Source organism: Nocardiopsis sp. NPDC006139, from assembly GCF_040614155.1.
GTDB lineage: Bacteria > Actinomycetota > Actinomycetes > Streptosporangiales > Streptosporangiaceae > Nocardiopsis > Nocardiopsis changdeensis.
The window spans coordinates 293,635-318,459 of the sequence record NZ_JBEXTT010000002.1 but is presented as its reverse complement, the minus strand read 5'-3'; the positions used below and the strand labels follow the sequence as shown (position 1 = coordinate 318,459).

21 protein-coding genes are annotated in these 24,825 nt (G+C 74.0%); 12 read left to right on the top strand and 9 right to left on the bottom strand.

The features are described from left to right. The first annotated feature begins 32 nt into the window (after positions 1 to 32). Both ABZ249_RS03590 and ABZ249_RS03585 read left to right on the top strand, forming a co-directional pair. Positions 33 to 1,292: a glycosyl hydrolase family 18 protein gene (locus ABZ249_RS03590; RefSeq protein ID WP_355256723.1), complete on the top strand. Its 1,260-nt coding sequence runs from the start codon at positions 33 to 35 to the stop codon at positions 1,290 to 1,292. Between the two features lie 155 nt (positions 1,293 to 1,447). Continuing rightward, positions 1,448 to 3,802 (top strand): glycosyl hydrolase family 18 protein, encoded by a 2,355-nt coding sequence (locus ABZ249_RS03585; RefSeq protein ID WP_355256720.1) that lies wholly within the window; start codon positions 1,448 to 1,450, stop codon positions 3,800 to 3,802. A 127-nt stretch (positions 3,803 to 3,929) separates the two neighbouring features. Here ABZ249_RS03585 and ABZ249_RS03580 read toward each other — a convergent pair whose 3' ends face one another. Further along, entirely contained in the window at positions 3,930 to 6,545 is a 2,616-nt protein-coding gene (locus ABZ249_RS03580) for a bifunctional FO biosynthesis protein CofGH (RefSeq protein ID WP_355256717.1), read from the bottom strand. Positions 6,546 to 6,702: 157 nt separating this feature from the next. Here ABZ249_RS03580 and ABZ249_RS03575 point away from each other — a divergent pair, with 157 nt between their 5' ends. The 4 genes from ABZ249_RS03575 to ABZ249_RS03560 all read left to right on the top strand — a co-directional run bounded on the left by ABZ249_RS03575 (position 6,703) and on the right by ABZ249_RS03560 (position 10,700). Beyond that, the gene (locus tag ABZ249_RS03575; RefSeq protein WP_355256714.1) at positions 6,703 to 7,665 is read left to right on the top strand and encodes a lysylphosphatidylglycerol synthase domain-containing protein; all 963 of its coding nucleotides are present in this window, start codon (positions 6,703 to 6,705) and stop codon (positions 7,663 to 7,665) included. Between the two features lie 69 nt (positions 7,666 to 7,734). Then, positions 7,735 to 8,340: a sigma-70 family RNA polymerase sigma factor gene (locus ABZ249_RS03570; RefSeq protein ID WP_355256711.1), complete on the top strand. Its 606-nt coding sequence runs from the start codon at positions 7,735 to 7,737 to the stop codon at positions 8,338 to 8,340. After that, a complete protein-coding gene (locus ABZ249_RS03565) occupies positions 8,337 to 9,467 on the top strand; it encodes a CU044_5270 family protein (protein WP_355256708.1) in 1,131 nt (376 codons plus the stop codon). Before ABZ249_RS03570 ends, ABZ249_RS03565 begins: the two co-directional genes overlap by 4 nt. Before the next feature lie 186 nt (positions 9,468 to 9,653). Next, entirely contained in the window at positions 9,654 to 10,700 is a 1,047-nt protein-coding gene (locus ABZ249_RS03560) for a hypothetical protein (protein ID WP_355256705.1), read from the top strand. A gap of 46 nt (positions 10,701 to 10,746) precedes the next feature. Here the strand turns inward: ABZ249_RS03560 and ABZ249_RS03555 are convergent, their stop codons facing one another. Genes ABZ249_RS03555 through ABZ249_RS03545 form a run of 3 tightly spaced genes read right to left on the bottom strand, consistent with a single transcriptional unit; the run spans position 10,747 to position 14,883 of the window. Further along, a complete protein-coding gene (locus tag ABZ249_RS03555; protein WP_355256702.1) occupies positions 10,747 to 11,859 on the bottom strand; it encodes a glycosyltransferase family 4 protein in 1,113 nt (370 codons plus the stop codon). Beyond that, positions 11,856 to 12,800 (bottom strand): glycosyltransferase family 2 protein, encoded by a 945-nt coding sequence (locus tag ABZ249_RS03550; RefSeq protein WP_355256700.1) that lies wholly within the window; start codon positions 12,798 to 12,800, stop codon positions 11,856 to 11,858. The genes ABZ249_RS03555 and ABZ249_RS03550 overlap by 4 nt, the downstream gene beginning before the upstream one ends. Before the next feature lie 43 nt (positions 12,801 to 12,843). Further along, on the bottom strand, positions 12,844 to 14,883 hold the full coding sequence (locus tag ABZ249_RS03545; RefSeq protein WP_355256698.1) for a hypothetical protein: 2,040 nt from the start codon (positions 14,881 to 14,883) through the stop codon (positions 12,844 to 12,846). 285 nt (positions 14,884 to 15,168) lie between these two features. Here ABZ249_RS03545 and ABZ249_RS03540 point away from each other — a divergent pair, with 285 nt between their 5' ends. Beyond that, entirely contained in the window at positions 15,169 to 15,987 is an 819-nt protein-coding gene (locus ABZ249_RS03540) for a TIGR03089 family protein (protein WP_355256695.1), read from the top strand. Positions 15,988 to 16,180: 193 nt separating this feature from the next. Here ABZ249_RS03540 and ABZ249_RS03535 read toward each other — a convergent pair whose 3' ends face one another. The 3 genes from ABZ249_RS03535 to ABZ249_RS03525 all read right to left on the bottom strand — a co-directional run bounded on the left by ABZ249_RS03535 (position 16,181) and on the right by ABZ249_RS03525 (position 18,670). Further along, positions 16,181 to 16,366, bottom strand: coding sequence for a hypothetical protein (locus ABZ249_RS03535; protein WP_355256692.1), 186 nt, complete (start codon positions 16,364 to 16,366; stop codon positions 16,181 to 16,183). Between the two features lie 196 nt (positions 16,367 to 16,562). Beyond that, complete coding sequence (locus tag ABZ249_RS03530; RefSeq protein ID WP_355256689.1) at positions 16,563 to 17,777, bottom strand: amidohydrolase; 1,215 nt, start codon at positions 17,775 to 17,777, stop codon at positions 16,563 to 16,565. Between the two features lie 74 nt (positions 17,778 to 17,851). After that, positions 17,852 to 18,670 carry a helix-turn-helix transcriptional regulator gene (locus ABZ249_RS03525; protein WP_220565025.1) on the bottom strand — a complete coding sequence of 273 codons (819 nt, stop codon included), beginning with the start codon at positions 18,668 to 18,670 and terminating at the stop codon, positions 17,852 to 17,854. A 187-nt stretch (positions 18,671 to 18,857) separates the two neighbouring features. Between ABZ249_RS03525 and ABZ249_RS03520 the strand changes: the two genes are divergently transcribed. Together ABZ249_RS03520 and ABZ249_RS03515 are read left to right on the top strand one after the other, a co-directional pair. After that, complete coding sequence (locus ABZ249_RS03520; RefSeq protein ID WP_355256685.1) at positions 18,858 to 19,241, top strand: PLD nuclease N-terminal domain-containing protein; 384 nt, start codon at positions 18,858 to 18,860, stop codon at positions 19,239 to 19,241. A gap of 84 nt (positions 19,242 to 19,325) precedes the next feature. Then, on the top strand, positions 19,326 to 19,955 hold the full coding sequence (locus ABZ249_RS03515) for a peptidylprolyl isomerase (RefSeq protein ID WP_355256682.1): 630 nt from the start codon (positions 19,326 to 19,328) through the stop codon (positions 19,953 to 19,955). A 16-nt stretch (positions 19,956 to 19,971) separates the two neighbouring features. On the opposite strand, the gene ABZ249_RS03510 is transcribed toward ABZ249_RS03515, so the two are convergent. Then, the gene (locus ABZ249_RS03510) at positions 19,972 to 21,159 is read right to left on the bottom strand and encodes a cysteine desulfurase family protein (protein WP_355256679.1); all 1,188 of its coding nucleotides are present in this window, start codon (positions 21,157 to 21,159) and stop codon (positions 19,972 to 19,974) included. Between the two features lie 51 nt (positions 21,160 to 21,210). Here ABZ249_RS03510 and aroA point away from each other — a divergent pair, with 51 nt between their 5' ends. Next, complete coding sequence (gene aroA, locus ABZ249_RS03505) at positions 21,211 to 22,485, top strand: 3-phosphoshikimate 1-carboxyvinyltransferase (RefSeq protein WP_355256676.1); 1,275 nt, start codon at positions 21,211 to 21,213, stop codon at positions 22,483 to 22,485. After that, the gene (rsgA, locus tag ABZ249_RS03500) at positions 22,482 to 23,498 is read left to right on the top strand and encodes a ribosome small subunit-dependent GTPase A (protein WP_355256673.1); all 1,017 of its coding nucleotides are present in this window, start codon (positions 22,482 to 22,484) and stop codon (positions 23,496 to 23,498) included. The genes aroA and rsgA overlap by 4 nt, the downstream gene beginning before the upstream one ends. Here rsgA and ABZ249_RS03495 read toward each other — a convergent pair. Continuing rightward, positions 23,495 to 23,836, bottom strand: coding sequence for a helix-turn-helix domain-containing protein (locus ABZ249_RS03495; protein WP_355256670.1), 342 nt, complete (start codon positions 23,834 to 23,836; stop codon positions 23,495 to 23,497). The genes rsgA and ABZ249_RS03495 overlap by 4 nt on opposite strands. Before the next feature lie 91 nt (positions 23,837 to 23,927). On the opposite strand from ABZ249_RS03495, the gene ABZ249_RS03490 reads away from it, so the two are divergent. Next, entirely contained in the window at positions 23,928 to 24,821 is an 894-nt protein-coding gene (locus ABZ249_RS03490) for an NAD(P)-binding domain-containing protein (protein WP_355256667.1), read from the top strand. Positions 24,822 to 24,825 lie beyond the last annotated feature (4 nt).

Genomic DNA, 24,825 nt, shown 5'->3' with positions numbered 1-24,825 from the left:
GTCACCCGCTCGACGGAAGGAACCCCCCGACCGTGAACCGTCACCGAAGCCGTTCCCCCCGGGCGAAAGCCCTGGTGACCGGGGCTTTCGCGCTCCTGACCGCCGCGTTCGCCATCGGCGCCGCCCAACTCCCCGCAGGCCCCACCGAGGCCGAGACCGTGGCCGCAGAGGAGGCCGCCGTGCAGGCGAACGGGCAGTGGCTGACCGGCTACTGGCACAACTTCGACAACGGCTCCACCGTCATGCCGCTGTCGGAGATCCCCTCCGAGTACAACCTCGTCGCCGTCGCCTTCGCCGACAACCACCCGAGCCTCCCCGGCGGTATCACGTTCAACCTGGCCAGCGGCGAACTGGGCGGGTACACCGACGCGCAGTTCCGCGCCGACATCGCGGCCATCCAGGCCCAGGGCCGCAAGGTGGTCATCTCCGTCGGCGGCGAGCGCGGGAACGTGATCGTCTCCAACCCCACCCAGGCGCAGAACTTCGCCGACACCACGTACGCGCTGATGCAGGACTACGGGTTCGACGGCGTCGACATCGACCTCGAACACGGCATCAACGCCCAGTACATGACGGACGCGCTGCGCGACCTGCACGGCCAGGCCGGGAACGACCTGATCATCACGATGGCGCCGCAGACGATCGACTTCCAGGCCCCCACCATGGGGTACTACCAGCTGGCGTCGAACATCTCCGACATCCTCACCATCGTCAACATGCAGTACTACAACTCCGGCACGATGATGGGCTGCGACCAGAAGGTCTACTCCCAGGGCACGCCCGACTTCGTCGCCGCCCTGGCCTGCATCCAACTGGAGATGGGCCTGGCCCCGAGCCAGGTCGGCCTGGGACTGCCGGCCACGCCCCGCGCCGCCGGCGGCGGGCACATGGCCCCGAGCCAGGTCGTCCGCGCCCTCGACTGCCTGGAGGCCGGGACCAACTGCGGCAGCTTCTCCCCCGCCACCCCGTACGGCCCCATCGGCGGCGTGATGACCTGGTCCATCAACTGGGACGCCACCAACGGCTACGCGTTCGCGAACACCATCTCCGACCGCCTGGCGCAGGGTCCCGGCACCGGCCCCACCAACCCGCCGACGGACCCGCCCACCGACCCGCCGACGAACCCGCCCGGCGACTGCACCGCCCCCGCCTGGGCCTCCGGCACCGTCTACACCGGCGGCAACGTGGTCTCCCACAACGGCTCCGAATGGCGCGCCCAGTGGTGGACCCAGGGCGAGGAGCCCGGCACCACCGGCGAATGGGGCGTCTGGCGCCTCGTCGGCGCCTGCTGACCCGCCCCTGATCGGGCCGCCCGGCGCAGGCCGCCGGGCGGCCCGCCCACGCCCCTTCCCCTCCCCCGCTCCCCCCGGCCACCGGCCGGCGGGGTCCTCTGCCGTGCCCTCGGACGGGTCCGGCGCATCCCCCGAGATCCCGAGGAAGGTCCCCCATGCCCGAAACCCGACCCCGCGGCGGCCCCGCCCGCCGGTTCGGCTCCGCCCTGGCGGCGCTGACCCTGGCGGCGGGGGCGCTGTTCACCCCCGCGGTCGCCCAGGCCGCACCGGTCGCGCCCACCGCTCCGGCCGCTCCGGCCGAGGTGTCCGCCTCCTCCGACGCCGAGTGCCGCCCCGACGGGCTGTACCCCACCCCCGGCGTGGACGTCCCCTACTGCGACGTCTACGACACCGACGGCCGCGAGAAGCTCCCCAACGACCTGGACCGCCGGGTCATCGGGTACTTCACCAGCTGGCGCAACGGCGCCAACGGGCAGCCCGAGTACCTCGCCGACGACATCCCCTGGGACCGGATCTCCCACATCAACTACGCCTTCGCGCACGTGGGCCCGGACAACCGGGTCTCCGTGGGCGCCGACACCCCCGACAACCCGGCCACCGGGATGACCTGGGAGGGGCTGGAGCCCGACCCGGAGTTCGACTACCAGGGGCACTTCAACCTGCTCAACAGCTTCAAGAAGGAGCACCCCGGGGTGAAGACCCTGGTGGCGGTCGGCGGCTGGGCCGAGACCGGCGGGTACTTCGACGCGGACGGCGAGCGGGTGGCCAGCGGCGGGTTCTACTCGATGACCACGACCCCCACCGGGGTCAACCACGAGGGCATCGAGACGTTCGCGGACTCGGCCGTGGAGTTCGTGCGCGAGTACGGGTTCGACGGGCTGGACATCGACTACGAGTACGCCACCTCCAACAACGGCGCGGGCAGCCCGGACGACTTCTGGATCTCCGACGCCCGGCGCGGCCTGCTGTGGGAGGGCTACGAGGAGCTGATGCGCGTCCTGCGCGAGAAGCTCGACGAGGCGTCCGCCCAGGACGGCACGTACTACCAGCTGACCGCCGCGGTGCCCGCCTCCGGTTGGCTGCTGCGCGGCCAGGAGGTGCACCAGGTCGTGCAGTACCTCGACTTCGTCAACATGATGACCTACGACCTGCACGGCACCTGGAACCACTTCGTCGGCCACAACGGCGCGCTGTACGACAGCGGCCTGGACCCCGAGCTGAGCGCGGTGTACGGGGCCTACAACGGCATCGGCTACCTCAACGCCGACTGGGCCCACCACTACTTCCGGGGCGCGATGCAGGCGGGCCGGATCAACCTGGGGGTGCCGTTCTACACACGCGGCTGGACGGACGTGCAGGGCGGCACGAACGGGCTGTGGGGGACCTCGGCGCTGCCGGACCAGACGCAGTGCCCGCCCGGCACCGGCGTCAACACCCCCTGCGGCAACGGGGCCGGCGGCATCGACAACCTGTGGCACGACAGCGACCCGGTGACCGGCGGGGAGATCCCGGCGGGCGCGAACCCGATCTGGCACGTCCTCAACCTGGAGGACGGCGTGGTCGGGGACTACGTGGACGACTACGGGGTGGACGGCACCCTCGAGGGCACCTACGTGCGGCACTGGGACGACGTCACGAAGAACGAGTGGTGGTGGAACGCGCAGACCCGCACGTTCCTGACCGGTGACGCCGAACAGACCATCCGGACCAAGGCCGACTACGTGGCCGACACCGGCCTGGGCGGCGTCATGATCTGGGAGATGGCGGGCGACTACTCCTACAACACCGCCGCGGGCCAGTACGAGATGGGCGACACCCTCATCACGTCGCTGCACGAGACCCTGAGCGACGCCGGGCCGTACGGCGCGATCAAGGCCGAGACCGAGGCCCCGGCCGAGGTCCTGGACGTGGACGTGGACTTCGGGGAATTCGCGCTGGGCGACAACAACTACCCCATCAACCCCAAGGTCACCATCACCAACAACTCGGCGGCCGAGATCCCCGGCGGGTCCAAGATCACCTTCGACTACGGCACCTCCGCCCCGGGCAACATGGGCGACCAGTCCGGCCTGGGGCTCACCCACCTCCAGATCGGGCACGACCGGGCGAACAACGTCGGCGGCCTGGACGGGGACTTCCACCGGGCGCAGATCACCGTGCCGGGCTGGCAGTCGATCCCGGCGGGCGGGACGTTCTCGTTCGACCTCAGCTGGCGGCTGCCCATCGCGCAGCCCTCCAACTGGCGGATCGAAGTGGGCGGCACCGAGTACGCCATCACCTACGACCACCCGCGCGAGGGCACCGTGGTGGAGGGCCCCGGCGGCGGGGACCCCGGCGGCGGCGAGCCGGGCGACTGCACCGCCCCCGCCTGGGCCTCCGGCACCGTCTACAACGGCGGCGACGTGGTCTCCCACGAGGGCTCCGAATGGCGCGCCCAGTGGTGGACCCAGGGCGACGAGCCGGGCACCACCGGCGAATGGGGCGTCTGGCGCCTCGTCGGCGCCTGCTGACCCCGGGCCGCGCGCGGGGGCCCGTCCCCCCACCCGCTCCGCGCGGCCCCGCATGAGAAGGGGCGGGAGCGCCGTTCCCCCGGCGCTCCCGCCCCTCCGTCTTCTCCGGGAAGGCGCGTGCGGGTTCTCAGACGAGGGGGAGGGAGCGGCGGAGGATGCTCGGGGCGACGCCGTCGCTGGCCTCGGCGACGGCGCGGCGCTCCTCGGGGACCTCGCCGTAGAGGGTGGTGCGCTGGCGCAGCGGGCGGCCGGTGGGCCCGACCAGCGCGCGGATGTCGGTGATGGTCTTGTACGAGCCCTGGTCCGAGCCCGCCATCCGGCTGATCGTCTCCTCCATCAGGGTGCCGCCCACGTCGTTGACCCCGCCGCGCAGCAGCAGGCGGCAGGTGTCCTCGGCGAGCTTCACCCACGAGCACTGGATGTTGTCGATCGCCCCGTGCAGCAGCAGGCGGGCCAGCGCGTGCACCGCCCGGTTCTCCCGGACGGTGGGGCCGGTGCGGGCCAGGCCGGCCAGGTAGATGGGCGCGCTGGTGTGCACGAACGGCAGCGGCACGAACTCGGTGAACCCCGGCCGCCCGTTGCGCTCCAGGGAGCGCTCCTGGAGCGAGCGCAGCAGCTTGATGTGCGCCACCCAGTGGCGGGGCGAGTCCACGTGCCCGTACATCATCGTCGACGTGGTGGGGATGCCCAGGTCGTGCGCGGTGGTGATGACCTCGATCCACTCGCTCGCCGGGAGCTTGCCCTTGGTGAGGACCCAGCGGATCTCGTCGTCGAGGATCTCCGCCGCGGTGCCCGGGATCGACCCGAGCCCCGCGTCGCGGGCCCGGGTGAGCCACTCGCGGACGGGCAGGTTCGTGCGCGCCGCCCCGTTGACCACCTCCATCGGGCTGAACGCGTGGACGTGCATGCCCGGGACGCGCTCGCGGACGGCGGCGGCGATGTCGAAGTAGGCGGTGCCCGGCAGGTCGGGGTGGATCCCGCCCTGCATGCACACCTCGGTGGCGCCGGCGTTCCACGCCTCCTCGGCGCGGTCGGCCACCTGGTCCAGGGACAGGGTGTAGGCGTCGGCGTCGGTGCGGCGCTGCGCGAACGCGCAGAACCGGCAGCCGGTGTAGCAGACGTTGGTGAAGTTGATGTTCCGGGTGACCACGAACGTGACGTCGTCGCCGACCGCGTCGCGGCGCAGCCCGTCGGCCAGCTCCGCCAGGGCCTCCAGCTCGGGCCCGTCGGTGTGCAGCAGGGCCAGGGCGTGGGCGTCGGAGAGCCCGGCGGGGTCCTTCTCCGCGGCGCGCAGGGCGTCGGCGACCTCCGGGTCGAACCGGCGGGGCACCGCGCCCTCGCGGTCGACGCCCTCGCGCAGGGACTCCCAGTCGCCGTACACCGAGTCGAAGTCGCCGCGCCGGTCGCCGGTGCGGCCCTCGGTGTCCACCGCGGTGTGCAGGTCGGTGCGCCCGGTGTCGGCCAGCACGGCCTCGGGCTCCTGCCAGGGGCGGCCCACCACGGGGGCGTCCTCGCGGGCCAGGCCGGTCTCGGGGTCCGCCAGGGCCTCGACGTGCGCCCGCAGCCGCGGGTCGAGCCACGGCTCGCCGGCGAGGACGTACTCCGGGTACGCGGTGAGCCGCTCCCTGAGCTCGAACCCCTGGGCGGCGGTGCGGGCGGCCAGGTCGTCGATCTGTGGCCAGGGCCGCTCCGGGTTCACGTGGTCGGCGGTGAGCGGGGAGACGCCGCCCCAGTCGTCGATGCCCGCGCGGAGCATGAGGGCGTACTCGTCGCGGCCGCCGTCCTGCCCGCCGATGAGGTTGGGCGGGGCCTGGATGTGCGCCCTGGGCCCCATGACCAGGCGGGTGACGGCGATGGTGGCGGCCATCTCGTCGATCTCGGCGTCGGCCCGGTGCATCATCGCGGTGTCCGGCTTGGCGCGGAAGTTCTGGACGATGACCTCCTGGATCCCGCCGTGGCGGCGGGCGACGGAGCGCATCGCGAAGATGGACTCGGCCCGGTCGGCGAACGTCTCCCCGATGCCCAGCAGGATCCCGGTCGTGAAGGGGACGCTGGTGCGGCCCGCGTCCTCCAGGGCGCGCAGGCGGACGGCCGGGTCCTTGTCCGGGCTGCCGTAGTGGGGCTGCCCCTTCTCCTCGAACAGCCGCCGGGAGGTGGTCTCCAGCATCATGCCCATGGACGGGGCGACGGGCTTGAGGCGCTGGAAGTCGGCCCAGGTGAGCACGCCCGGGTTGAGGTGGGGCAGCAGCCCGGTCTCCTCCAGGATCATGATGGAGACGGCGCGCACGTAGGACAGGGTGTCGTCGTAGCCGTGGGCGTCGAGCCACTCGGCGGCCTGCTTCCACCGGTCCTCGGGGCGGTCCCCCAGGGTGATGAGGGCCTCCTTGCAGCCCATCGCTGCGCCCCGGCGGGCGATGTCGAGGACCTCGTCGGGGGACATGAACGGCGATTCCAGGCGGCCGGGCACGGTCGCGAAGGTGCAGTAGTGGCAGCGGTCCCGGCACAGGCGGGTGAGGGGGACGAACACCTTGCGGCTGTAGGTCACCACACCGGGCCGGCCGGCCGCCTCCAGGCCCGCGTCGCGCACCCGGGAGGCGTATCCCAGGAGGGTCTCCAGGTCCTCGCCGCGCGCGTGCAGCAGGACCTCCGCCTCGGCGGCGTCCAGGGTCTTGCCGTCGCGGGCGCGGGCCAGGGCGCGGCGCACGGCGGACGGCGTGGGGGCGGGTTCGTTCGCACCGGTCATAAGCCGCACCCTACGCCCCGGAGGTTCCGCCCCGGTGAACCGCACCGGCCCCTGGCGGGGGCCGCGCGGCCGGAGGGCGGGAGCGGAGGGCGCCGTGGTCCGGCGGGCACCGCCCGGGGCGTAGGGTCGGCGCAGGACGGAGATGAGGAGGGACCGCGTGCTCGCTCGACTGCGCCGCGACCCCTGGGTGCGATCGGCGCTGGTGGTCCTGTTGTGCGCGTGCGCCGCGTGGGCGCTGCACGGGCACTGGGAGCAGGCGCGCGACGCCGCGCTGTCCCTTCCGCTGTGGACGCTGCCGCTGGCGGTACTGGCCGGGATGGCCGGGCTGACCGCGCAGATGATGGCCTGGCGCGCGCTGCTGGCCGGGCTGGGCTCGCCGCTGCCGGTGCCGGTGGCGGCGCGGGTGATGTTCGTGGGCCAGCTGGGCAAGTACCTGCCGGGCTCGGTGTGGGCGTTCGTGGCCCAGGTGGAGCTGGCCCGCGACCGCGAGGTGCCCCGGGTCCGGGGCACGGCGGCGACCCTGCTGGCGGTGGGGGTGACGGTGGCCGCGGGGCTCGCGGTGGCCGCGGTGGCGCTGCCGCTGTCCTCGGCGGAGGCCGCCCGGACGTGGTGGTGGGCGCTGGCCCTGGCCCCGCTGCTGCTGGCCGGACTGCACCCGCGCGTGGTGCGGTGGGGGGTGCGCCTGGCGGCGCGCCCGTTCGCCCGGTTCCGGGAGGTCGCCGAGGCCGGCCCGCTGGACATCGGCGGCCGGGCGATGGCGGCGGCGCTGGGGTGGACCCTGGCGGCGTGGGTGCCGCTGGGCCTGCACCTGTGGGTGCTCGTGTGGGCGGTGGGCGGCGACCCCCGGGGGGCGCTGGCCCCGGCCGTGGGGGCGTACGCGCTGGCGTGGACGCTGGGCCTGCTGGTGGTGTTCGCCCCGGCCGGGCTGGGGGTGCGCGAGGCGGTGCTGGTGGTGGCCCTGGCCCCGGTCGTGGACGCCGGGGCGGCGCTGGTCGCGGCGGTGCTGTCGCGGCTGGTCATGACGGCCGCCGACGTCGCGTGGGCGGGGCTGTCGGTGCCGCTGTCCCGGCTCGGGGACCGCTCGGCGGACGCGGACGGGCCGCGGTCCGGACCGGCGTGAACCCCCTCGGGGGGATCGGGCTAACACGGGTAGAAGCACGTTCCCGACGTCCCCACGGATTGGACCCCCATGTCCCCCACCGCCTCCAGGGCGTTCCCGCCCGAAGAAGCGGAGAGCGACGCGTCGGTCGTCCGCCGGTCACTGCACGAGCCCACCGACTTCGGTGAGATCTTCCGCCGGCACGCGCCCGCACTGCACCGCTACGCGGCCCGAAGGCTCGGCTCCGCCGAAGCCGACGACGTGGTCGCCGAGACCTTCCACATCGCCTTCCGCAAGCGGCACCGCTACGACCCGGCGTACCCCGACGCGCGCCCGTGGCTGTGGCGGATCGCCGCCAACCTCATCCGCAGGCACCACCGCACCGAGACCCGCCACTACCGCGCCCTGGCGCGGACCGGCGTCGACCCGGTCATGGAGGGGCACGCCGACCGGGTCGGCGAGCGGGTGGACGCCGCCTCGGTGTCGGCCTCCCTGGCCGGCTCCCTGGCGGGGCTGTCCAAGGGCGACCGCGACGTCCTGCTGCTCATCGCCTGGGGCGAGCTGACCTACGAGGAGACCGCCTCGGTGCTGGGCATCCCCGTGGGCACCGTGCGCTCCCGGCTGCACCGCGCGCGCAGGCGCCTGCGCGCCGACCTGCCCGCATCCGCCGCCGACCACCAGGAGGTGACCCGGTGAACGAGCTCGACCACCTGAGGGATCTGAGGTCCCGCGTCCCCGAGCGCTCCCCCGAGGAGCTGGCGCTCCTCACCGGCTGGCGGCCGGGCGGGAGGGACTTCCGGCCGGTGCGGCGACCACGCCTGCTGTCACTGGCGCTGAGCGGGGCCGCGGTCGTCGCGGCGGCCGCGGTGTTCCTGGCGCTGGTGGTGTTCCCCGGCTCGCTCACCGTCGGTGTGGGACCGGCCACCGACCCCTCCGGGGAGGCGACGGAGGCGGACGCCCCCGCTATGGAGGCGATGGCCCCGATCATCGAGGCGGTCCGGAACCAGCCCGTCGAGGGCGAGGTCTGGTACCAGCGCACCACCGGGGGGCGGGCCCTTGCGGTGGGCCCCGAGGACGACAGGTACGGGGTCTACGACATCCGTTCCAACGAGCAGTGGAGCTGGATGGGCGAGCTCCCCGTCGAGAGGGGCGGCTCCCCGGGCGAGGAGGAGAGCCTGAACGCCCTGCGCTACGGTTTCGGCGGCTGGGCCCTGGTGGACGACAGGCATCGGGCCGCCTGGGAGCGCGACGGCTCCCCCGAGTCCTGGACGAACGACCAGACCGGTGATGGACCGGTCCCCTACGCCTCCGCCTCGAACGTCGAGGGTGAACTCATCGGCCCCGGCGGCGCCACGTGGAGTCTGGGGGGCGGGCAGCAGGAGCACCGGGACCTCCAGGAGCTGTCCCCCTCCCCGGAGGCGTTGCGGGAGATGATCCTCGCGCACGACGACCCGGATGCGCCTTCGAGCGAGGAGGACCGGCTCTTCTCGGAGATCGGCCACAACCTGGCCATCCCCCTTCCCCCCGAGACGATGGCCGGCATGTACACCGTCCTGGCCGGGCTCTCCGGCCTGCGACCGCTCGGGGAGGTGACGGACCTGGCCGGCCGGGAGGCCGTGGGCGTGGCCTACACCCCCGCCGACCCCGGGGATTTCGGCACCGTCGAGCACCGTCTCCTCTTCGACCCCGTCACCGGCCTGCTGCTCTCCCGGGAACAGGTGGTGGTCGAGCCCGCCGCGTCGGCGGCCGACTGGTGCGAGCCCGGAGACGTGGTCGACTACACCATCTACGAGACCGCCTGGATCGCCGAGCCGCCGCTGTAGCGGTCCCGCGCCCCGCCGCAGGCCGCCCGGAGGCCCTCCGGGAAGGACGCGGCGGGGCGTCCACGGCCTGCCCGGGGTGCACACGAGGGACCGCGCGCACCCCGGGAGGTGAACCGCACGCCCGGGGCGGGCGTCCCGACAGGGGCGTTCCGCCCCTGAGAATCCGCCCCCCGAAACAGGAGCCCCATGCGCACCGTCCGTTCCCTGCTCCCGGCCACCGCGGCCGTGGTCCTCACCCTGACCGCCTGTAACCAGGGCGCCGCGGCGCCCGCCGCCGAGACGTCCGCGGAGTCCGCGGAGGAGGTGCCCACCGCCCTGGAGGTGATGGCCCCGGTCATCGAGGAGGCCCGGAACATGCCCGTCAGGGGCGACGTCTGGAACCTGCGCACCGACTCGGCGGAGGCGTGGGGGGTGGGCCCGGAGGACGACAGGTACGGGGTGTACGACATCTACCACTCCGAGACCTGGAGCTGGGTGGACGAGTACGACATCGGGACCGGCCGGAGCGAGGGGGGCGAGGAGTGGGGGCTGCACGCCCAGCGGACCGATGCGACGACGTGGAGGCTGCTGAACGAGGACGCCTGGGCCGCGTGGGAGCGTGACGGCTCCCCCGTCCGGTGGGAGCCCGGACCCGAGGGGGAGCGCAGCGACATCCCCACGCAGGAGGAGGACTTCGGGGAGATGTCCGGCCCCCATCCCGGGGGCTGGGACTTCGGACTCGGCACCGTGGACCACCGGGGTCTCCAGGAGGCGTCCCCCGACCCCGAAGACCTCGAGGAGATGCTGTTCCCCGCCTCGGAGCCCATGCCTGACGACCCGGTGGCGCAGGGTCCTGACGGCATCAGGCACCCGTCGACGACGGGAGGCGGACACGAGGGCGAGGAGGCGCGGCGGTTCTCCTACGTCAGCCGGTCGCTGCACCTGCCCTTCCCGCCCGAGGTCAGAGCCGGCATGTACACCCTCCTGGCCGGGCTGCCCGGGGTCCGGCCGCTCGAGGCGGTGCGGGACGTGTCCGGCCGACCGGCCGTGGGTGTGGCCTACACCCTCGACCCGACCGACATCGGCACCGTCGAGCACCGGGTCCTCTTCGACCCCGCCACCGGCTGGGTACTCTCCCAGGAACACGTGGTGGTCGAGCCCGCCGCGTCGGCGGCCGACTGGTGCGAGCCCGGAGACGTGGTGAAGTACACGCTCTACGAGTACTCCATGTGGATCGACGGCCCGCCGCTGTAGGCCGCCGCCCGCCGGGATCCGCGGTGGACGGCGCGGGTCCCGGCGCTCAGGCGGACAGGAGGCGCTCGACGTAGTCGGCCCACCAGGGCGCGGGGTCGACCGGGCGGACGCCGGCGCGCAGGCGCTCGGGGGTGCCCGGGGTGTAGAACTCCTCGAGCGCCCGGGCCAGGTCGTCAACGTCGCCCGGGGCGCACAGCAGCCCGTCCACGCCCTCGCGGACGTGGTCGGCCAGCGCCCCGGCGCGGGTGGCGATCACCGGCAGGCCGTGTTCGTGGGCCAGCCACACGTTCTGGCTGGCGGTGGCGGTCCGGTAGGGCAGCACCACCGCGTCGGCGCCGGCGTACAGGTCCGGCAGCTCCTCGGCGGGCACGTACCCGTCCCGCAGCCGCACCCGGTCCCCGAGCCCCAGTTCCGCGGTGAGCGCCTCCAGTTCGGCGGTGCCGCCCCAGAACTCCCCTGCGACGGTCAGCGAGACGTCGCCGGGCGCCCCCGCGGCCAGGGCGCGCAACAGCACGTCCACGCCCTTGTAGGGGCGGACGATGCCCAGGAACAGCAGGTGGCGGCGCTCCCCCGGCTTCGGGGGGACGGCCGCGCCGGTGTCGGGCAGGTGCGGGGGCAGCACGGCCGTGACCGGGGCGCCGGCCCCGGCGCCGCGCATGCCCCGCGCCAGCAGGGCCTGGTCGGCGGAGTGCGCGAGCACCCCGTCCACCCTCCGCAGCAGCGACCGGACCAGCGACACGTCCACGGCCCGCCGCTCGTGCGGCAGCACGTTGTGGCACAGGGCCACCACCCGCGTGCGGTCGCCCCGCACCGACCGCACCCCGGCCAGGACGCCGAGGTAGGCGGGCACCTGCACGGGCGAGAACAGGGTGAGGACCACCAGGTCGGCCTCCCGGGCCAGCCGCCGCCCGGCCCGCCACCACCCGTCGGGCCGGTACCAGGCCAGCTCGCGCCTGGTGTCGGGGTAGGGCTCCCCCTCGGGCTCGTCGACGGTCTGCGTCCCCGGGTAGAGGGCCGCGGGGTACTGGGCCCGCCACGACTCGACCGCGGTGGGGTGCCCGGCGGCCCGCAGCCGGTGCGCCAGCTCGGTGGTGTGCCGGGCGCCGCCGCCCTTGTAGGGGTGGACCGGGCCGACCAGCGCCACCCGCTCGGGGCTCACGCCCCGTCCCGGGAGCGCACGATCAGGTCGGCCAGCAGGGCGATCGCGGCGATGATCAGCCCCGTCATGAGGATCATGACGGTGTTGTTGGGGATGTACAGCGGGTTGCGCACCTGGTCGAACACGAACTTGGCGGCGCCCACGCCCAGCAGGGCGAGCGCGGGCGGCATCAGTACCTTGAGCGGGTTGAAGTACATGACCATGCGCAGCACCTGGAGGATGTACCGGTACGCGTCGGTGACGAAGTGGAACTTCGACTTCCCGGCGCGCTTGGCGTACTCGATCGGCACGTACCGCACCGGGTGCTGGTTGGACAGGAACGCCAGGGTGATGGTGGTGACGCAGGAGAACCCGGGCGGCAGCAGCCGCAGGTAGGGGCGGGCCACGTCCCGGCGGAACACGCGCAGCCCGGAGTTGAGGTCGGGGATGCGCGTGTTGGTGAGCTTCTCCGCGATCTTGCGGATGACCCACTTGGCGGGCACCCGCAGTGCCTTGTGGCTGCCCATCTCCTGGGTGCGGGCGCCCACGACCTGGTCGATCTCGGGGTCCTCGTCGAGCATGGCGACCAGCTCGGGGATGCGCTCGTTGGGGTAGCTCATGTCCGCGTCGGTCCACACCACGTACTCGCCGCGGGCGCGCTGGCTGCCGATGCGGCGGACCGTGCCGGAGCCGCCGTTGTGCCCGAACGCGATGATCCGCATGCTCGGGAACACGGGGGCGACCTCGCGCAGCCGCTCCAGGGTGGAGTCGGTGGAGGCGTCGTCGACGGCCAGCAGCTCGTACCCGTACCCGGACGCGTCCATGGCCGAGCAGATCCGCTTGACCTCGTCGACGACGTGGTCCTCCTCGTTGTAGCAGGGCAGGACGATGGTGACCCGCACCGGCGGGTCCTCGGACCCGGCTTCGGGACGGGGGCTGGCGTCGTCGTGTGTCTGGCTCATGCGTTCTTCTCAGAGGGTGCGGGCGGGCTGCGCGGGGCGCGGGTCAGGGTCGGGGGACGACCGTGATCCACACGCTCCCGACGAAGCTCCAATGGCCGGTGGGCGGTTCCATGAGGGTACTCGGGTCCATCTGCGCCACCACGTGGAAGGGCCGCTCCGGCTCCACCTCGGGGACGAGGTCGGCCAGCTGCGCCCAGTCCTCGGAGGCGAGCACGGGTGTGCGGTCGCGCTCCAGGATCGCGGCGATGACACGGTCGGTGTTCTCCGGCGAGGCGTCGTCGAGCGCGGCGGTGGGCACCCCGCAGACGTTGCGCAGCAGCGGCATGTAGTTGCCCGCCATGCCGGGGTCGACCACGACCACCGAGGCGTCGTCGGGCAGGGCCGCGCACAATCGCTCGGTGGCCGCCACCGTCCCCACGTCCTGCCGGTACCCCATGATGCCGGCGAAGGAGGTGACGGCGGTGGGGGCGACCATCGCCACGGCCGCGCCGGCGGCGACCACCACCGGCAGCATGCGCAGGGCCGAGCCCTGCTTCTCCGCCTGTACGGCGACGGCGCAGTAGCGGGTGAGCCAGGCCAGGAACCAGACCGCGAACAGCACGAACGCGGGGATGACCAGGACGATGAGGCGGCGGCTGGCCCAGGGGTGGTCGGGGGTGATGGCGGGGCGCATGAGGGTGGTGGCCACCGACCACACCAGCAGCATGGCGGGCAGCAGCCACTGGGGGTCGCGCCACTGCGTGAGGCGGCGCAGGACCATGGCCACGCCCAGGGACGCGAACAGGACGGTGCCCAGGCCCACGTACCAGCCCACCCAGTACAGGCTCATGTCGTAGTAGGTGCGGCTGCCCTCGATCGGCAGCCCCTCCTGGGACTGGACGTAGGCGACCCAGCCGTCGGTGAAGTCGCTGCCGTGGCCGTAGTCGGGCCACAGCAGCGGACGGACGGCGAAGCCGGCCATGGTGACCAGGGCCAGGGCGGCGACGGCGACGGGCAGCCACCGCACCCGGTCGGTGCGCGGCAGGCCGTGCCGCCACAGGACCGCGGTGCCCGCGGCCGCGGCCAGGACCACCCCGCCGCTGATCATCAGCAGCGGGTCCAGGGAGTCCGACAGGTACTCCAGGTAGGGCAGGGACAGCCCGTACCCCGCGTAGAAGCCCAGACCGGTGCCGAGCGCCAGGCCGCCGAGCAGCGGGAGGGCCTGGCCGCGCCGGGCGAGCAGGAGCAGGGCGACGAACCCGATGACGGGCAGCAGGTCGCGGATGGCGTCGATGCGCACGACCAGGGCCAGGCCGAGCACCAGTCCGGCGACGGCGGCCAGGGTCTGGGTCCGCGACCACCTGTCGGTGATGTGGGTGCGCCTGACCAGGGAGTCGTAGGCCAGGACCAGCCCGCCGAGGAGGAGGATCTGGGTGACGGGCTCGCTGTAGGTGAACCGGCTGACCCACTGCTGGGGCAGGCACAGGGCCAGGACCAGGGCGGCCAGGGGCGCCCAGCGGGCGCCGACCAGGCGGGCGGCGAGTCCGGCGAAGGTCAGGACGCCCAGTGCGCCCAGGACCGGCGTGGCGACGAGCATGCCGTCGAGCCCGCCCAGCCAGTACCCGATGGCGGTGACCAGGGGGGCGCCCGCCATGAACTGGGGCCAGATGACGTCGCCGCGCTCGTAGTGCGCCAGGCTCTGGTAGCTCAGCGCGGGGTCGTCCCCGGCGATGAGCTCGCGCTGCTGCGGGATCGGCAGGTGGCCGTTCTCGGCGATCCACACCGTGTACATGGCGTAGGAGGCCGGGTCGCGGCGGATGACCAGGGCCTCGGCGTGGTAGGCGATCTGCACGATCGCGAACGCGGCCGCGACCACCAGGACCAGGACGACGGGCCACCAGGGCACGTCCTCCTCCGGGTCGGGGATGAGCCGCGGCACCAGGGCGCCGGCCGCGATCACGGCGGGCACCCCGAGGATCAGGGCGATCCAGGGAGTGAACAGACCGAGTGCCAGGAGGGGGAAGGCCACCAGGAGCCAGGCGGACACGGCGATCGCGGGCAGCGCGGTGACACGGGCGAGGAATCGTCCGGGGAGCAAGCGCATGGGGTAACTCTGACACTTCCCGTCACCCCCTCGCACACCGTGCGGCGCTTTGTTACGGACCCGCCGCCTCCCGCTCCCGGCGGGTTCTAGGGCGTGTTCGGCGGATCATTCCGGGTCGCGGCCGCGAGGCCTCCTCTCGCCGCGCCGCCTGCGCTCGGACAGCCGACCCCGGGCCGACCCGCGCCGGCCGTCTTGCGAGAGATCGCCTCGCGGCCGCTCCCGGCATTCGGCGCAAGCGCCGAAACGCTCGAAAGCATCCACCGAACACGCCCTAGAGTGGTGGCCATGTCCGAAACTCCCGCGCAGCTGTGGCGCGACCTGGTCGCCGCCGACCCCTCCCGCCCGTTCGTCACCTCCTACGACGCCTCGGGCGGCCGGGTGGAACTGTCCCGGGCCACCTTCGACAACTGGGTGTCCAAGACCGCGAACATGCTCGTGGACGGCTTCGGCACCCAGCCGGGCGACCGGGTGGTGGCGGCCCTGCCCGTGCACTGGCAGGCGCTGGTGTGGCTGACGGCGTGCTGGTCGGTGGGCGCGGTCGCCGAGGCGGCCGCGGGGTCCGGCCTGCCCGCGGACGCCCAGGTGGCGGTGGCCGACGAGGCCCGCCTGGAGGCGGCCCTGGACAGCGGGGCCGAGGAGGTCGTGGGCACCTCGCTGCACCCGCTGGGCCTGCCGCTGCGGGAGGTCCCGCCGATGGTGCTGGACTACTCGGTGGAGGTGCGCGGGTACGGCGACCGCTTCTCCCCCTACCCTGTGGACCCGCTGGCCCCGGCCCTGCGCCTGTCGGAGACCCGCACGGGCGAGGCCCTGGTCGTCCACGGCCGCGAGGGTGCGCGGCGCTGGGAGCTGACCGAGGCCGACCGGGTGGCGCTGCTCCTGGACCCCGCGGCCCCGCTGGAGGTGCTGGGCCGGAGCGCGGAGCTGCTGCTGGGACCGATGGCGGCGGGGGCTCCGATCATCCTGGCGCCGTTCCCCGGCCCCGGCGCCGACCCCCGGGACACCTGGAAGCGGCTGGAGGCGGAGCGCGCCACCGTGTTCGCGACCGCGGACGACGCGGACCCGCCCGGCGGGTCCCCCCTGCGGCGGATCTCCACGGCCGGCTGAGCCCGCGGGGCGGGTCCCGCCGACCGGTCGCGCCCGCCCCGCCCCGGACGGAACACGGGGCGGTGAAGAGGCCACCGCCCGCCCTCACCGCCGACGCCCCTCCCCGGACGGACACGGGGGCGGTGCGCCGCACCCCGCGCGGCGCACCGCCCCCTTCTCCCCGGCCCGACCCGGGGCGTCGGATCGGCCGGGTCTAGACGGCGAGGTCGTAGTCGTCCGTAGGCCCGCCCCGGCCGCGGGGCCGCCCGAACCGGCGCCGGTCGCCGTCCCGGAGGCGCTCCTCGCGGATGCGCCGCAGCTCGCGTTCGCGGGCGGCCTCCCGCTCCCGCTCCAGGCGGTGGAACTCGGCGGCCTCTGCCGCGGGGTCGTGGTGGTTCATGGCGTCCTCCCGGAGGTCCCGTCCCGGGCTCCGTCGTCCCGGATGACCTCAGACTCCCGCTAAGGACCCTGCCCGCACATCGGCATATCGGCGTATATCGCAGGCCACGGCCGCCTCATATCCCGCCCACCGCGGTCTGAGGGGGGCCTGAGGGGGGCGGGGCCCGGGCCGGCCGGAGCGGCCCGGGACCACCGCCTCAGGACTCGCGGTAGTAGGCGTCCGCGGCCGTGCCGCGGCGGGCACCGTAGTCGTAGGTGTACACCTCGCGGCCCTCGATGAACACGCGCTCGGCGCGGCTGCGCAGGTCCAGCGGGTCGCCCGACCAGAGCACGACGTCGCCGTCCAGCCCCGGCTTCAGGGAGCCGATCCGGTCGTCCAGGCCCATGATCTGGGCCGGGTTCACGGTCAGGGCGCGGATGGCCGAGTCCGGGTCCATGCCCTCCTTGACGCACAGGGCGGCCTGGAGGACCAGGAACTCGATGGGCACGACCGGGTGGTCGGTGGTGAGGGCCACCTTCACCCCGGCGCGGTCCAGGATGCCCGGGTTGGCCAGGGTCTTGTTGTTGACCTCGACCTTGGAGCGGCTGGTCATCAGCGGGCCGGTGATCACGGGGATGTTCCGGGCGGCCAGCTCGTCGGCCAGCAGGTGGCCCTCGGTGCAGTGGTTGACGATGAGCCGGTAGCCGAACTCGTCCGACAGGCGGATGGCGGTGTGGATGTCGTCGGCCCGGTGGGTGTGCTGGCACCAGGGCAGCTCCCGGTCCAGGACCCGGACCAGCACCTCCAGCGTGTTGTCCCGGTCGAAGGGCTTGCCCTCGGCCTCGGCGTGCTCCTTCTTGGCCTTGTAGTCCTGGGCCTTGGTGAAGGCGTCGCGGATGACCGCGGCCACGCCCTGGCGGGTGGAGGGCAGCTTGTCCTTGTTGCCGTAGACCCGCTTGGGGTTCTCGCCGAGCGCGCTCTTGACGCTGGCGGGGTGCTTGATGAGCCGGTCCTCCATGCTGCGGCCCCAGGACTTGACCGCCACGGTCTGCCCGCCGATGGGGTTGCCCGACCCGGGCTTGACCACCGAGCTGGTGACGCCTCCGGACAGGGCGTCGACGAAGCCGCGGTCGGCGGGGTTGATGGCGTCCAGGGCGCGCATCCGCGCCCCGTTGGGGTCGGTCATCTCGTTGGTGTCGTCACCGGCCCAGCCGATGCCCTCCTCGTCGATGCCGATGTGGCCGTGGGCCTCGACGAAGCCGGGGAGGACCCACTTGCCGGAGGCGTCGACGACGGTGGCGCCCTCGGGGACGGCCACCTCGGAGTCGGGGCCGACGGCGGTGATCCTGCCGTCGGAGATGAGGACCGTGCCGCCGTCGATGGGGTCCCCGTCGACGGGCACGACGTATCCGGATGTGATCGCGATATCCATGGCGGGCAACCTAGCCCATCATGGGACCCCGCCCCAAGACCTTTCGTGGGAGCGCTTCCCCGGCCCGCCCGCGTTCAGCCCTCGGGCCAGCGCGCGCTGAGGATCTCCGATTCGGGGGTCAGCTCCACCGTGACCTCCTCGATGGCGTCGCGGACCATGGAGCACCGCAGGACCTGCTCGGCGTCGGTGATGAGCTCCCCGCCCTGGGCGGCGAACGCGTACACGATGGGCGACCGGTCGCCGTACTCCATGAGCCGGAAGGGCCCGCCCAGCTCGGGGTGACGGGGCGACTTCTCCGGGATCATCCCCAGCCGCACGATCCCGGCCGCCACCAGGTCGGCGAGGAAGCCGCGCTGGGCGTTGAGCACCTCGGCGCCGCCCTGGGGCCGCCGGAGCACGGTCTCGTTGAGGACCACCCGCAGCGACGGCCCGTCGGGTCCGGTCATCGCGGCCCGCAGGGACATCTCCTCCTCGACCATGGCCTCGACCTCGTCGTCGGACAGGTCGAAGTAGCTGGGCCGCAGCACCGCCCAGGAGTACTCCCGGGTGCGCAGGAACGGCGGGATGACCACCGGCTGGGTCTCCCACACCTCGGGGGCGTGCACGGTGAGTTCGCGCAGGTCCCCGAACTCGTTGGGGAACGCCTCCGCCTGGAGCGCGACCGCCCAGGCGTCGACCAGCTGGTGCTCGGTGCCCAGCGCGTTGTCCACCCGCTCGACCAGGGAGCGGGCCGGCCTGCAACGGGCGCTCTCCACCTCGCCGAGCTTGTCGTCGCTCACCCCGACCGTGGCGGCGAGTTCGGCGCGGGAGAGCCCCTTGTCCGAGCGGGCGCGCAGGATCCGCGCGCCGAAGGGGAGCCATACCGCCGAGGGCAACACCGTGTTCACGCCCATCATCCTCCTCCGTCGCCCGTGGGGCCGGACCTGGATCGACGCCGGGCGGCCCCGTGGTCCGACCCTCTCCCGGAGCGGGGTGCCCGGTCAAGCGACCGATGAGTGCGGCGATCCGTGATAAGTCAGTACAAGGTCTGACAATGCCACCCGGCGCTCCGGGTGTTCCCCCGATCAACAGGAAGAACCCGTGGCCTACCTCTACCTGCTGTTCTTCGTCGTGGCGCTGGCCGTGTGGGTGTACGCGCTGTTCGACGCCGTCGGCTCGGACGCCGACGCGGTGCGCCTGCTGCCCAAGCCCGCCTGGGTGGTGATCGTCCTGCTGCTGCCCAAGCTGGGCGCGCTGGCGTGGTTCGCCCTGGGCCGGCCGCGGCGGGCCCGGACCGCCGGCCCCGTGCGCCCGCCCTCCCCCTTCCCCGAATACGACCATCCCAACCGGGCCCGGGCCGCGACGCCGCAGGAGGACGAGGAGTTCCTGCGCCGCTGCCGCGAACGCGCCGAGGAGCAGCGCCGCCGCGCCCGTGAGCAGGCCGAACGCCGGGACCAGGACGGCCCGGAGGAGACGCGGGACTGACGGGTCCCGCGTGGCGGGACGGGCCGACGGGGTCGGTACCCTTCAGTGGCGTCCACCGTCCCCACCGACCCCGAAGAGTGTTCCATGCGCCTGACCACCCTGTCCGCCGGCCTGCTGGCCGGAGCACTGCTCGCCACGACCGCCGCCTGCGGCAACGACGAAGAAGCGCCGGCCTCGACCGAGGTCCCGGACGTGGACGTCAGCGACGTGGAGGGCGCGACCCTGCACACGAACCACGGGGACATCACCGTGGACCTGCTGCCCGAGATCGCGCCGGTCACGGTCGCCAACTTCGTCGGCCTGGCCGAGGGCGCGGGAGTGGCCAACCCGGTGACCGGCGAGGCCGAGTTCTACGACGGCACGCTCTTCCACCGGGTCATCCCCGACTTCATGATCCAGGGCGGCGACCCCCAGGGCACGGGCACCGGCGGGCCGGGCTACCAGTTCCAGGACGAGTTCAGCGACGAGGAGACCTTCGACGAGCCGGGGGTGCTGGCGATGGCCAACTCCGGCCCGGGCACCAACGGCTCGCAGTTCTTCATCACCGTGGCGCCGACCCCGCACCTGCAGAACAAGCACACGATCTTCGGGCACGTCGCCGACGACGCCTCGATGGACGTGGCCGTGGAGATCTCCCAGATCGCCACCGAGGGCCAGGACCGCCCGGTCGAGGACGTGGTGATCGAGTCCGTCACCGTCCACCGCGCGGGCTGAGCCCTCCGCGGACGGCCTACGGCCGCCTCGCGTTCCCGCGGCGCTTGGCCAGGGCCGCCCGCGAACGCTCCACCGCGGGCCCGATCGCCTCGACCAGCGCGTCCACGTCGGCCTCGGTGGAGGTCCGCCCCAGCGACAGGCGCAGGCTGCTGGAGGCCGTGTCGGGGTCGGCCCCCATCGCCAGCAGCACGTGGCTGGGCTGGGCCACCCCCGCGGAGCAGGCCGAGCCGGTGGAGCAGGAGACGCCCCTGGCGTCCAGCAGCATGAGCAGGGCGTCGCCCTCGCAGCCGGGGAAGGACAGGTGCGCGATGCCCGGCAGCCGCCGGTCCGGGTCCCCGTTGACGACGACGTCGGGGACCACCCCGCGCACCCGCTCCTCCAGGGTGTCGCGCAGCCCGGACAGGTGGGCGGCGTGCTTCTCGCGCTCGGCGACCGCGAGGTGCACCGCGGTGGCCAGCCCGCGCACCAGCGGCGTGGCCAGGGTGCCCGAGCGGACGTCGCGCTCCTGGCCGCCCCCGTGCAGCACCGGGACCGGGCTCAGCCCGCGCGCCAGCAGCAGCGCCCCGGTGCCCACCGGGCCGCCGAGCTTGTGCCCGCTGACCGTCAGGGCGCTCACCCCGGAGGCGGCGAAGTCCACCGGCTCCACGCCCACGGCCTGCACCGCGTCGGTGTGGAAGGGGATCCCGTACTCCGCGGCGACGGCGGCCAGCTCGGCCACCGGCTGCACCGTGCCGACCTCGTTGTTGGCCCACATCACCGACACCACGGCCACGGACTCCGGGTCGCGCTCGATCGCCTCGCGCAGGACCCGCGGCTCCACCCGGCCCAGGGGGTCCACCGGCAGCGTCTCGTGGACCGCGCCCTGGTGCTCGGCCGTCCAGTGCGCGGGGTCCAGGGCGGCGTGGTGCTCGACGGCGCTGGTGATGACCCGGCGGCGGCGCGGGTCCTCGGCGCGGCGGGACCAGTACAGGCCCTTGATGGCGATGTTGTCCGACTCGGTGCCGCCCGCGGTGAAGACCACCTCGTGCGGTGTGCACCCCAGGGCTTCGGCGACGCGCTCGCGCGACTCCTCGACGGCGCGGCGGGCGGCGCGCCCGTGCCCGTGCAGGGAGGAGGGGTTGCCGAGGGAGCCGAGCCCGGCCGCGACCTCGGCGATCACCTCGGGGCGGACCTCGGTCGTGGCTGCGTGATCCAGATACACCATGGCGTTACCAAGAATAAGCGTCCGGGGAGGGCTCCCGATAACCTTGGGGGCATGCCTGAGCCCACAGCAGCACCGCACTGGCCCGCTCCCGTCGCCGAGGGCCCCGTCCGCGCCCGACTCTCCCTGCCCGGTTCCAAGTCGGTCACCAACCGGGCGCTGATCCTGGCCGCCCTGTCGCAGACGCCGTGCCTGGTGCGCCGTCCCCTGGTCAGCCGGGACAGCGAGCTGATGGTGGGGGCGCTGCGCGCCCTGGGCACGACCGTGGAGGAGCGCGGCGAGGACCTGTTCGTCACCCCGGGCCCGCTGCGCGGCCCCGCCTCGGTCGACGTGGGCAACGCCGGAACGGTGATGCGGTTCGTGCCGCCGGTGGCCGCGCTGGCCGCCGGGGACGTGGACTTCGACGGCGACCCGCGGGCGCGGGAGCGGCCGGTGGGCGAGCTGCTGGCGGCGCTGCGCGCCCTGGGCGCCGACATCGACGACTCCGCCGGCGCCCTGCCGATGACCGTGCACGGGACCGGCCGGGTGCGCGGCGGCGACGTCGTCCTGGACGCCTCGGGCTCCTCCCAGTTCGTGTCCGCGCTGCTGCTGGCCGGCGCCCGGTTCGAGCAGGGCGTGCGGGTGCGCCACGAGGGCGCCCCCGTGCCCTCCCGGCCGCACCTGGACATGACCGTGGAGATGCTGCGCGCCGCCGGGGTGACGGTGCTGGTGGGCGACGACGTCTGGACGGTCGAGCCGGGACCGGTCAAGGTCACCGAGATCACCGTGGAGCCGGACCTGTCCAACGCCGCCCCCTTCCTGGCGGCCGCGCTGGTCACCGGCGGCGAGGTCACCGTCGAGGGCTGGCCCGAGCACACCACCCAGCCCGGCGACCACCTGCGGTCGCTGTTCACCCGGATGGGCGGCGAGGTGTCCCGGAACGGCGGGGCGCTGACCCTGCGCGGCACCGGGCGGATCCTGGGCCTGGAGGCCGACCTGCGAGAGGTGGGCGAGCTCACCCCCACCATCGCCGCGGTGGCCGCCCTGGCCTCGACCCCCTCCCGGCTCACCGGCATCGCGCACCTGCGCCGCCACGAGACCGACCGCATCGCCGCCCTGGCCGCCGAGATCAACCGCCTGGGCGGGAACGCCGAGGAGCTGCCCGACGGGCTGGTCATCGAGCCCCGGCCGCTGCACGGCGGTGTCTTCCACTCCTACGACGACCACCGGATGGCCACCTCCGGCGCCGTCATCGGGCTCGCGGTGCCCGGGGTGGAGGTGGAGAACATCGCCACCACGCGCAAGACCCTGCCGGACTTCCCCGGCCTGTGGGCGGAGGCGCTGGCATGAGCCGCACCCGGGGCGGGGGGCGCCACCTCGACGAGGACGACATCCGGGTCCGCGCCCGGGGCGGGTCGCGGCCCCGCACCCGCAACCGGCCCAAGCACGAGAACGCGGTGGAGGGCCTGGTCACCGCCGTGGACCGGGGCCGGTACCGGTGCCTGGTCGAGGGCACCCGGGTGGTGGCGATGAAGGCCCGCGAGCTGGGCCGCGGGTCGATCGTGGTGGGCGACCGGGTGGACGTGGTCGGCGACCTGTCCGGGCTCCCGGACACCCTGGCGCGGATCGTCCGGGTCAGGGACCGCAGCTCGGTGCTGCGCCGCACCGCCGACGACACCGACCCGGTGGAGCGGATCATCGTAGCCAACGCCGACCAGCTGGCGATCGTGTGCGCCCTGGCCGACCCGGCCCCGCAGCCGCGGTTCGTGGACCGCTGCCTGGTGGCCGCCTACGACGCGGGGCTGTCCCCGCTGCTGTGCCTGACCAAGGCCGACCTCGCCGACCCCGGCGAACTGCTGCGGATGTACGAGCCGCTGGGCGTGCCCTACGAGGTGCTCAGCCCCGAGGGCGACCTCACCGGCCTCGAAGGGCGGCTGGCGGGACGCACCACCGTGCTGGTGGGGTCCTCGGGCGTGGGCAAGTCCACCCTGTTCAACCGGCTCATCCCCGGCACCGACCGGGCGGTGGGCCACGTCAACGCGGTCACCGGCCGGGGGCGCCACACCTCGACGTCCGCGGTGGCGCTGCCGTTCGAGGGCGGCTGGCTGATCGACACCCCGGGGGTGCGCAGCTTCGGCCTGGCGCACATCGCCCCGGAGGACATCGTGGAGGGCTTCCCGGACCTGGCCGACCTCGCCCTGGACTGCCCGGCGGGCTGCACCCACCAGGACGGCGCCGAGGGCTGCGCCATCGGCGGCGCCCTGGCGCGCGGCGAGGCCGACCCGGCCCGGGTGGCGTCCCTGCGCAGGCTGCTCGCCGGCCGCGAGGGCGACGCCGAGCCCGACGAGGAACGCGAGCCCTAGGCGGTGGGGAGGCGGCCGATGACGTGCCGCTCCCCCCAGTCGGCCAGCGGCTCCAGGGCCTGGTTGAGGGAGACGCCGAGCGGGGTCAGCGAGTACTCGACCCGGGGCGGGACCTCGTCGAAGACCTCGCGGTGGACGAGCCCGTCCTCCTCCATCTCGCGCAGGTGCGAGGCGAGGACCTTCTCCGAGACGCCGTCCAGGGTGCGGCGCAGCTCGCCGAACCGGTGCGGGCGCTCGCCCAGCGCCCACAGGATGACGATCTTCCACTTCCCGTCGATGACGTCCATCGCGGCGGCGGTCCCGCAGTGATACGACTCCGGGCGGCGAAGAGACCTCATGTTCCCCCTGCCTGCATGCTCACCTCGGGGTGAGCACCCACTTCAAAGTGCGTACTTGTGGGCGTCGCCGCCCGCCACGAGCCTAGTCCACATGACAGAGAACACCACCGATCCGTCCCGTATCGTCCTGCTCGGGCTGGGCGACATGGGCACCGCGTTCGCCCGCGCCTGGCTCGCCGCCGGGCACCCCCTCACCGTCTGGAACCGCACCGCTTCCCGCGCCGAGCCCCTGGCCGCCGAGGGCGCCGACGTCGCCGCCGACCCCGCCTCGGCGGTGGCCGCCGGGCGGCTCGTCGTCACCTGCCTGTTCGACGACGCCTCCGTCGGCGCCGTCCTGGAGGGGGTGGACCTGGCCGGCAGGGACCTGGTCGACATCACCACCGGCACCCCCGGCGAGGCGCGCGCCCGCGCGGAGTGGGCGGCCGCGCGCGGGGCCCGCTTCGTCAGCGGCGGGATCATGGCCGTACCGCCGATGGTGGGCGCCCTGGAGACGGGCGCGTACACGTTCTACAGCGGTTCGGAGGAGGCGTTCGCCGAGCACCGGGAGGCGCTGTCGGTCCCCACCGGCGCCCGGTTCCAGGGCGGGGACCCGGGGCTGGCCGCGCTGCTGGACGTGGCGCTTCTCAGCGCCATGAACGGCATGTTCGGCGGGCTCACGCACGCCTTCGCCCTGGCCCGCCGGTCCGGGGTCCCGCCCAAGGAGGCCGCCGGGCTCCTGGAGGGCTGGGTGGGGGCGATGCTGTCCGACGCCGCCGGCGGGTTCGCCGAACGCCTGGAGAGCGGAGACCTCACGACCGGGGTGGTCTCCAACCTGGCCATGCAGTCCCGGGGCCTGGACACCCTGCTGCGGACCGCGCGGGAGGCCAGGGTGAGCACCGAACTGCTGCGCCCCTACGCCGAACTCATGGAACGGCACGTCGCCGACGGGGGCGGGGACCAGGACGGCGCCGGGCTGGTCGACCGCCTCCTGGAGGACCCGGCCTGAGCCG

What these genes read in the sequence shown, in the direction of transcription:
- ABZ249_RS03585 (WP_355256720.1), top strand. Translation starts at nt 1,448, where the DNA reads ATGCCCGAAACCCGACCCCGCGGCGGCCCCGCCCGCCGGTTCGGCTCC.
- ABZ249_RS03580 (WP_355256717.1), bottom strand. Translation starts at nt 6,545, where the DNA reads ATGACCGGTGCGAACGAACCCGCCCCCACGCCGTCCGCCGTGCGCCGC.
- ABZ249_RS03570 (WP_355256711.1), top strand. Translation starts at nt 7,735, where the DNA reads ATGTCCCCCACCGCCTCCAGGGCGTTCCCGCCCGAAGAAGCGGAGAGC.
- ABZ249_RS03560 (WP_355256705.1), top strand. Translation starts at nt 9,654, where the DNA reads ATGCGCACCGTCCGTTCCCTGCTCCCGGCCACCGCGGCCGTGGTCCTC.
- ABZ249_RS03550 (WP_355256700.1), bottom strand. Translation starts at nt 12,800, where the DNA reads ATGAGCCAGACACACGACGACGCCAGCCCCCGTCCCGAAGCCGGGTCC.
- ABZ249_RS03545 (WP_355256698.1), bottom strand. Translation starts at nt 14,883, where the DNA reads ATGCGCTTGCTCCCCGGACGATTCCTCGCCCGTGTCACCGCGCTGCCC.
- ABZ249_RS03540 (WP_355256695.1), top strand. Translation starts at nt 15,169, where the DNA reads ATGTCCGAAACTCCCGCGCAGCTGTGGCGCGACCTGGTCGCCGCCGAC.
- ABZ249_RS03535 (WP_355256692.1), bottom strand. Translation starts at nt 16,366, where the DNA reads ATGAACCACCACGACCCCGCGGCAGAGGCCGCCGAGTTCCACCGCCTG.
- ABZ249_RS03530 (WP_355256689.1), bottom strand. Translation starts at nt 17,777, where the DNA reads ATGGATATCGCGATCACATCCGGATACGTCGTGCCCGTCGACGGGGAC.
- ABZ249_RS03525 (WP_220565025.1), bottom strand. Translation starts at nt 18,670, where the DNA reads ATGGGCGTGAACACGGTGTTGCCCTCGGCGGTATGGCTCCCCTTCGGC.
- ABZ249_RS03515 (WP_355256682.1), top strand. Translation starts at nt 19,326, where the DNA reads ATGCGCCTGACCACCCTGTCCGCCGGCCTGCTGGCCGGAGCACTGCTC.
- ABZ249_RS03510 (WP_355256679.1), bottom strand. Translation starts at nt 21,159, where the DNA reads ATGGTGTATCTGGATCACGCAGCCACGACCGAGGTCCGCCCCGAGGTG.
- aroA (WP_355256676.1), top strand. Translation starts at nt 21,211, where the DNA reads ATGCCTGAGCCCACAGCAGCACCGCACTGGCCCGCTCCCGTCGCCGAG.
- rsgA (WP_355256673.1), top strand. Translation starts at nt 22,482, where the DNA reads ATGAGCCGCACCCGGGGCGGGGGGCGCCACCTCGACGAGGACGACATC.
- ABZ249_RS03495 (WP_355256670.1), bottom strand. Translation starts at nt 23,836, where the DNA reads ATGAGGTCTCTTCGCCGCCCGGAGTCGTATCACTGCGGGACCGCCGCC.
- ABZ249_RS03490 (WP_355256667.1), top strand. Translation starts at nt 23,928, where the DNA reads ATGACAGAGAACACCACCGATCCGTCCCGTATCGTCCTGCTCGGGCTG.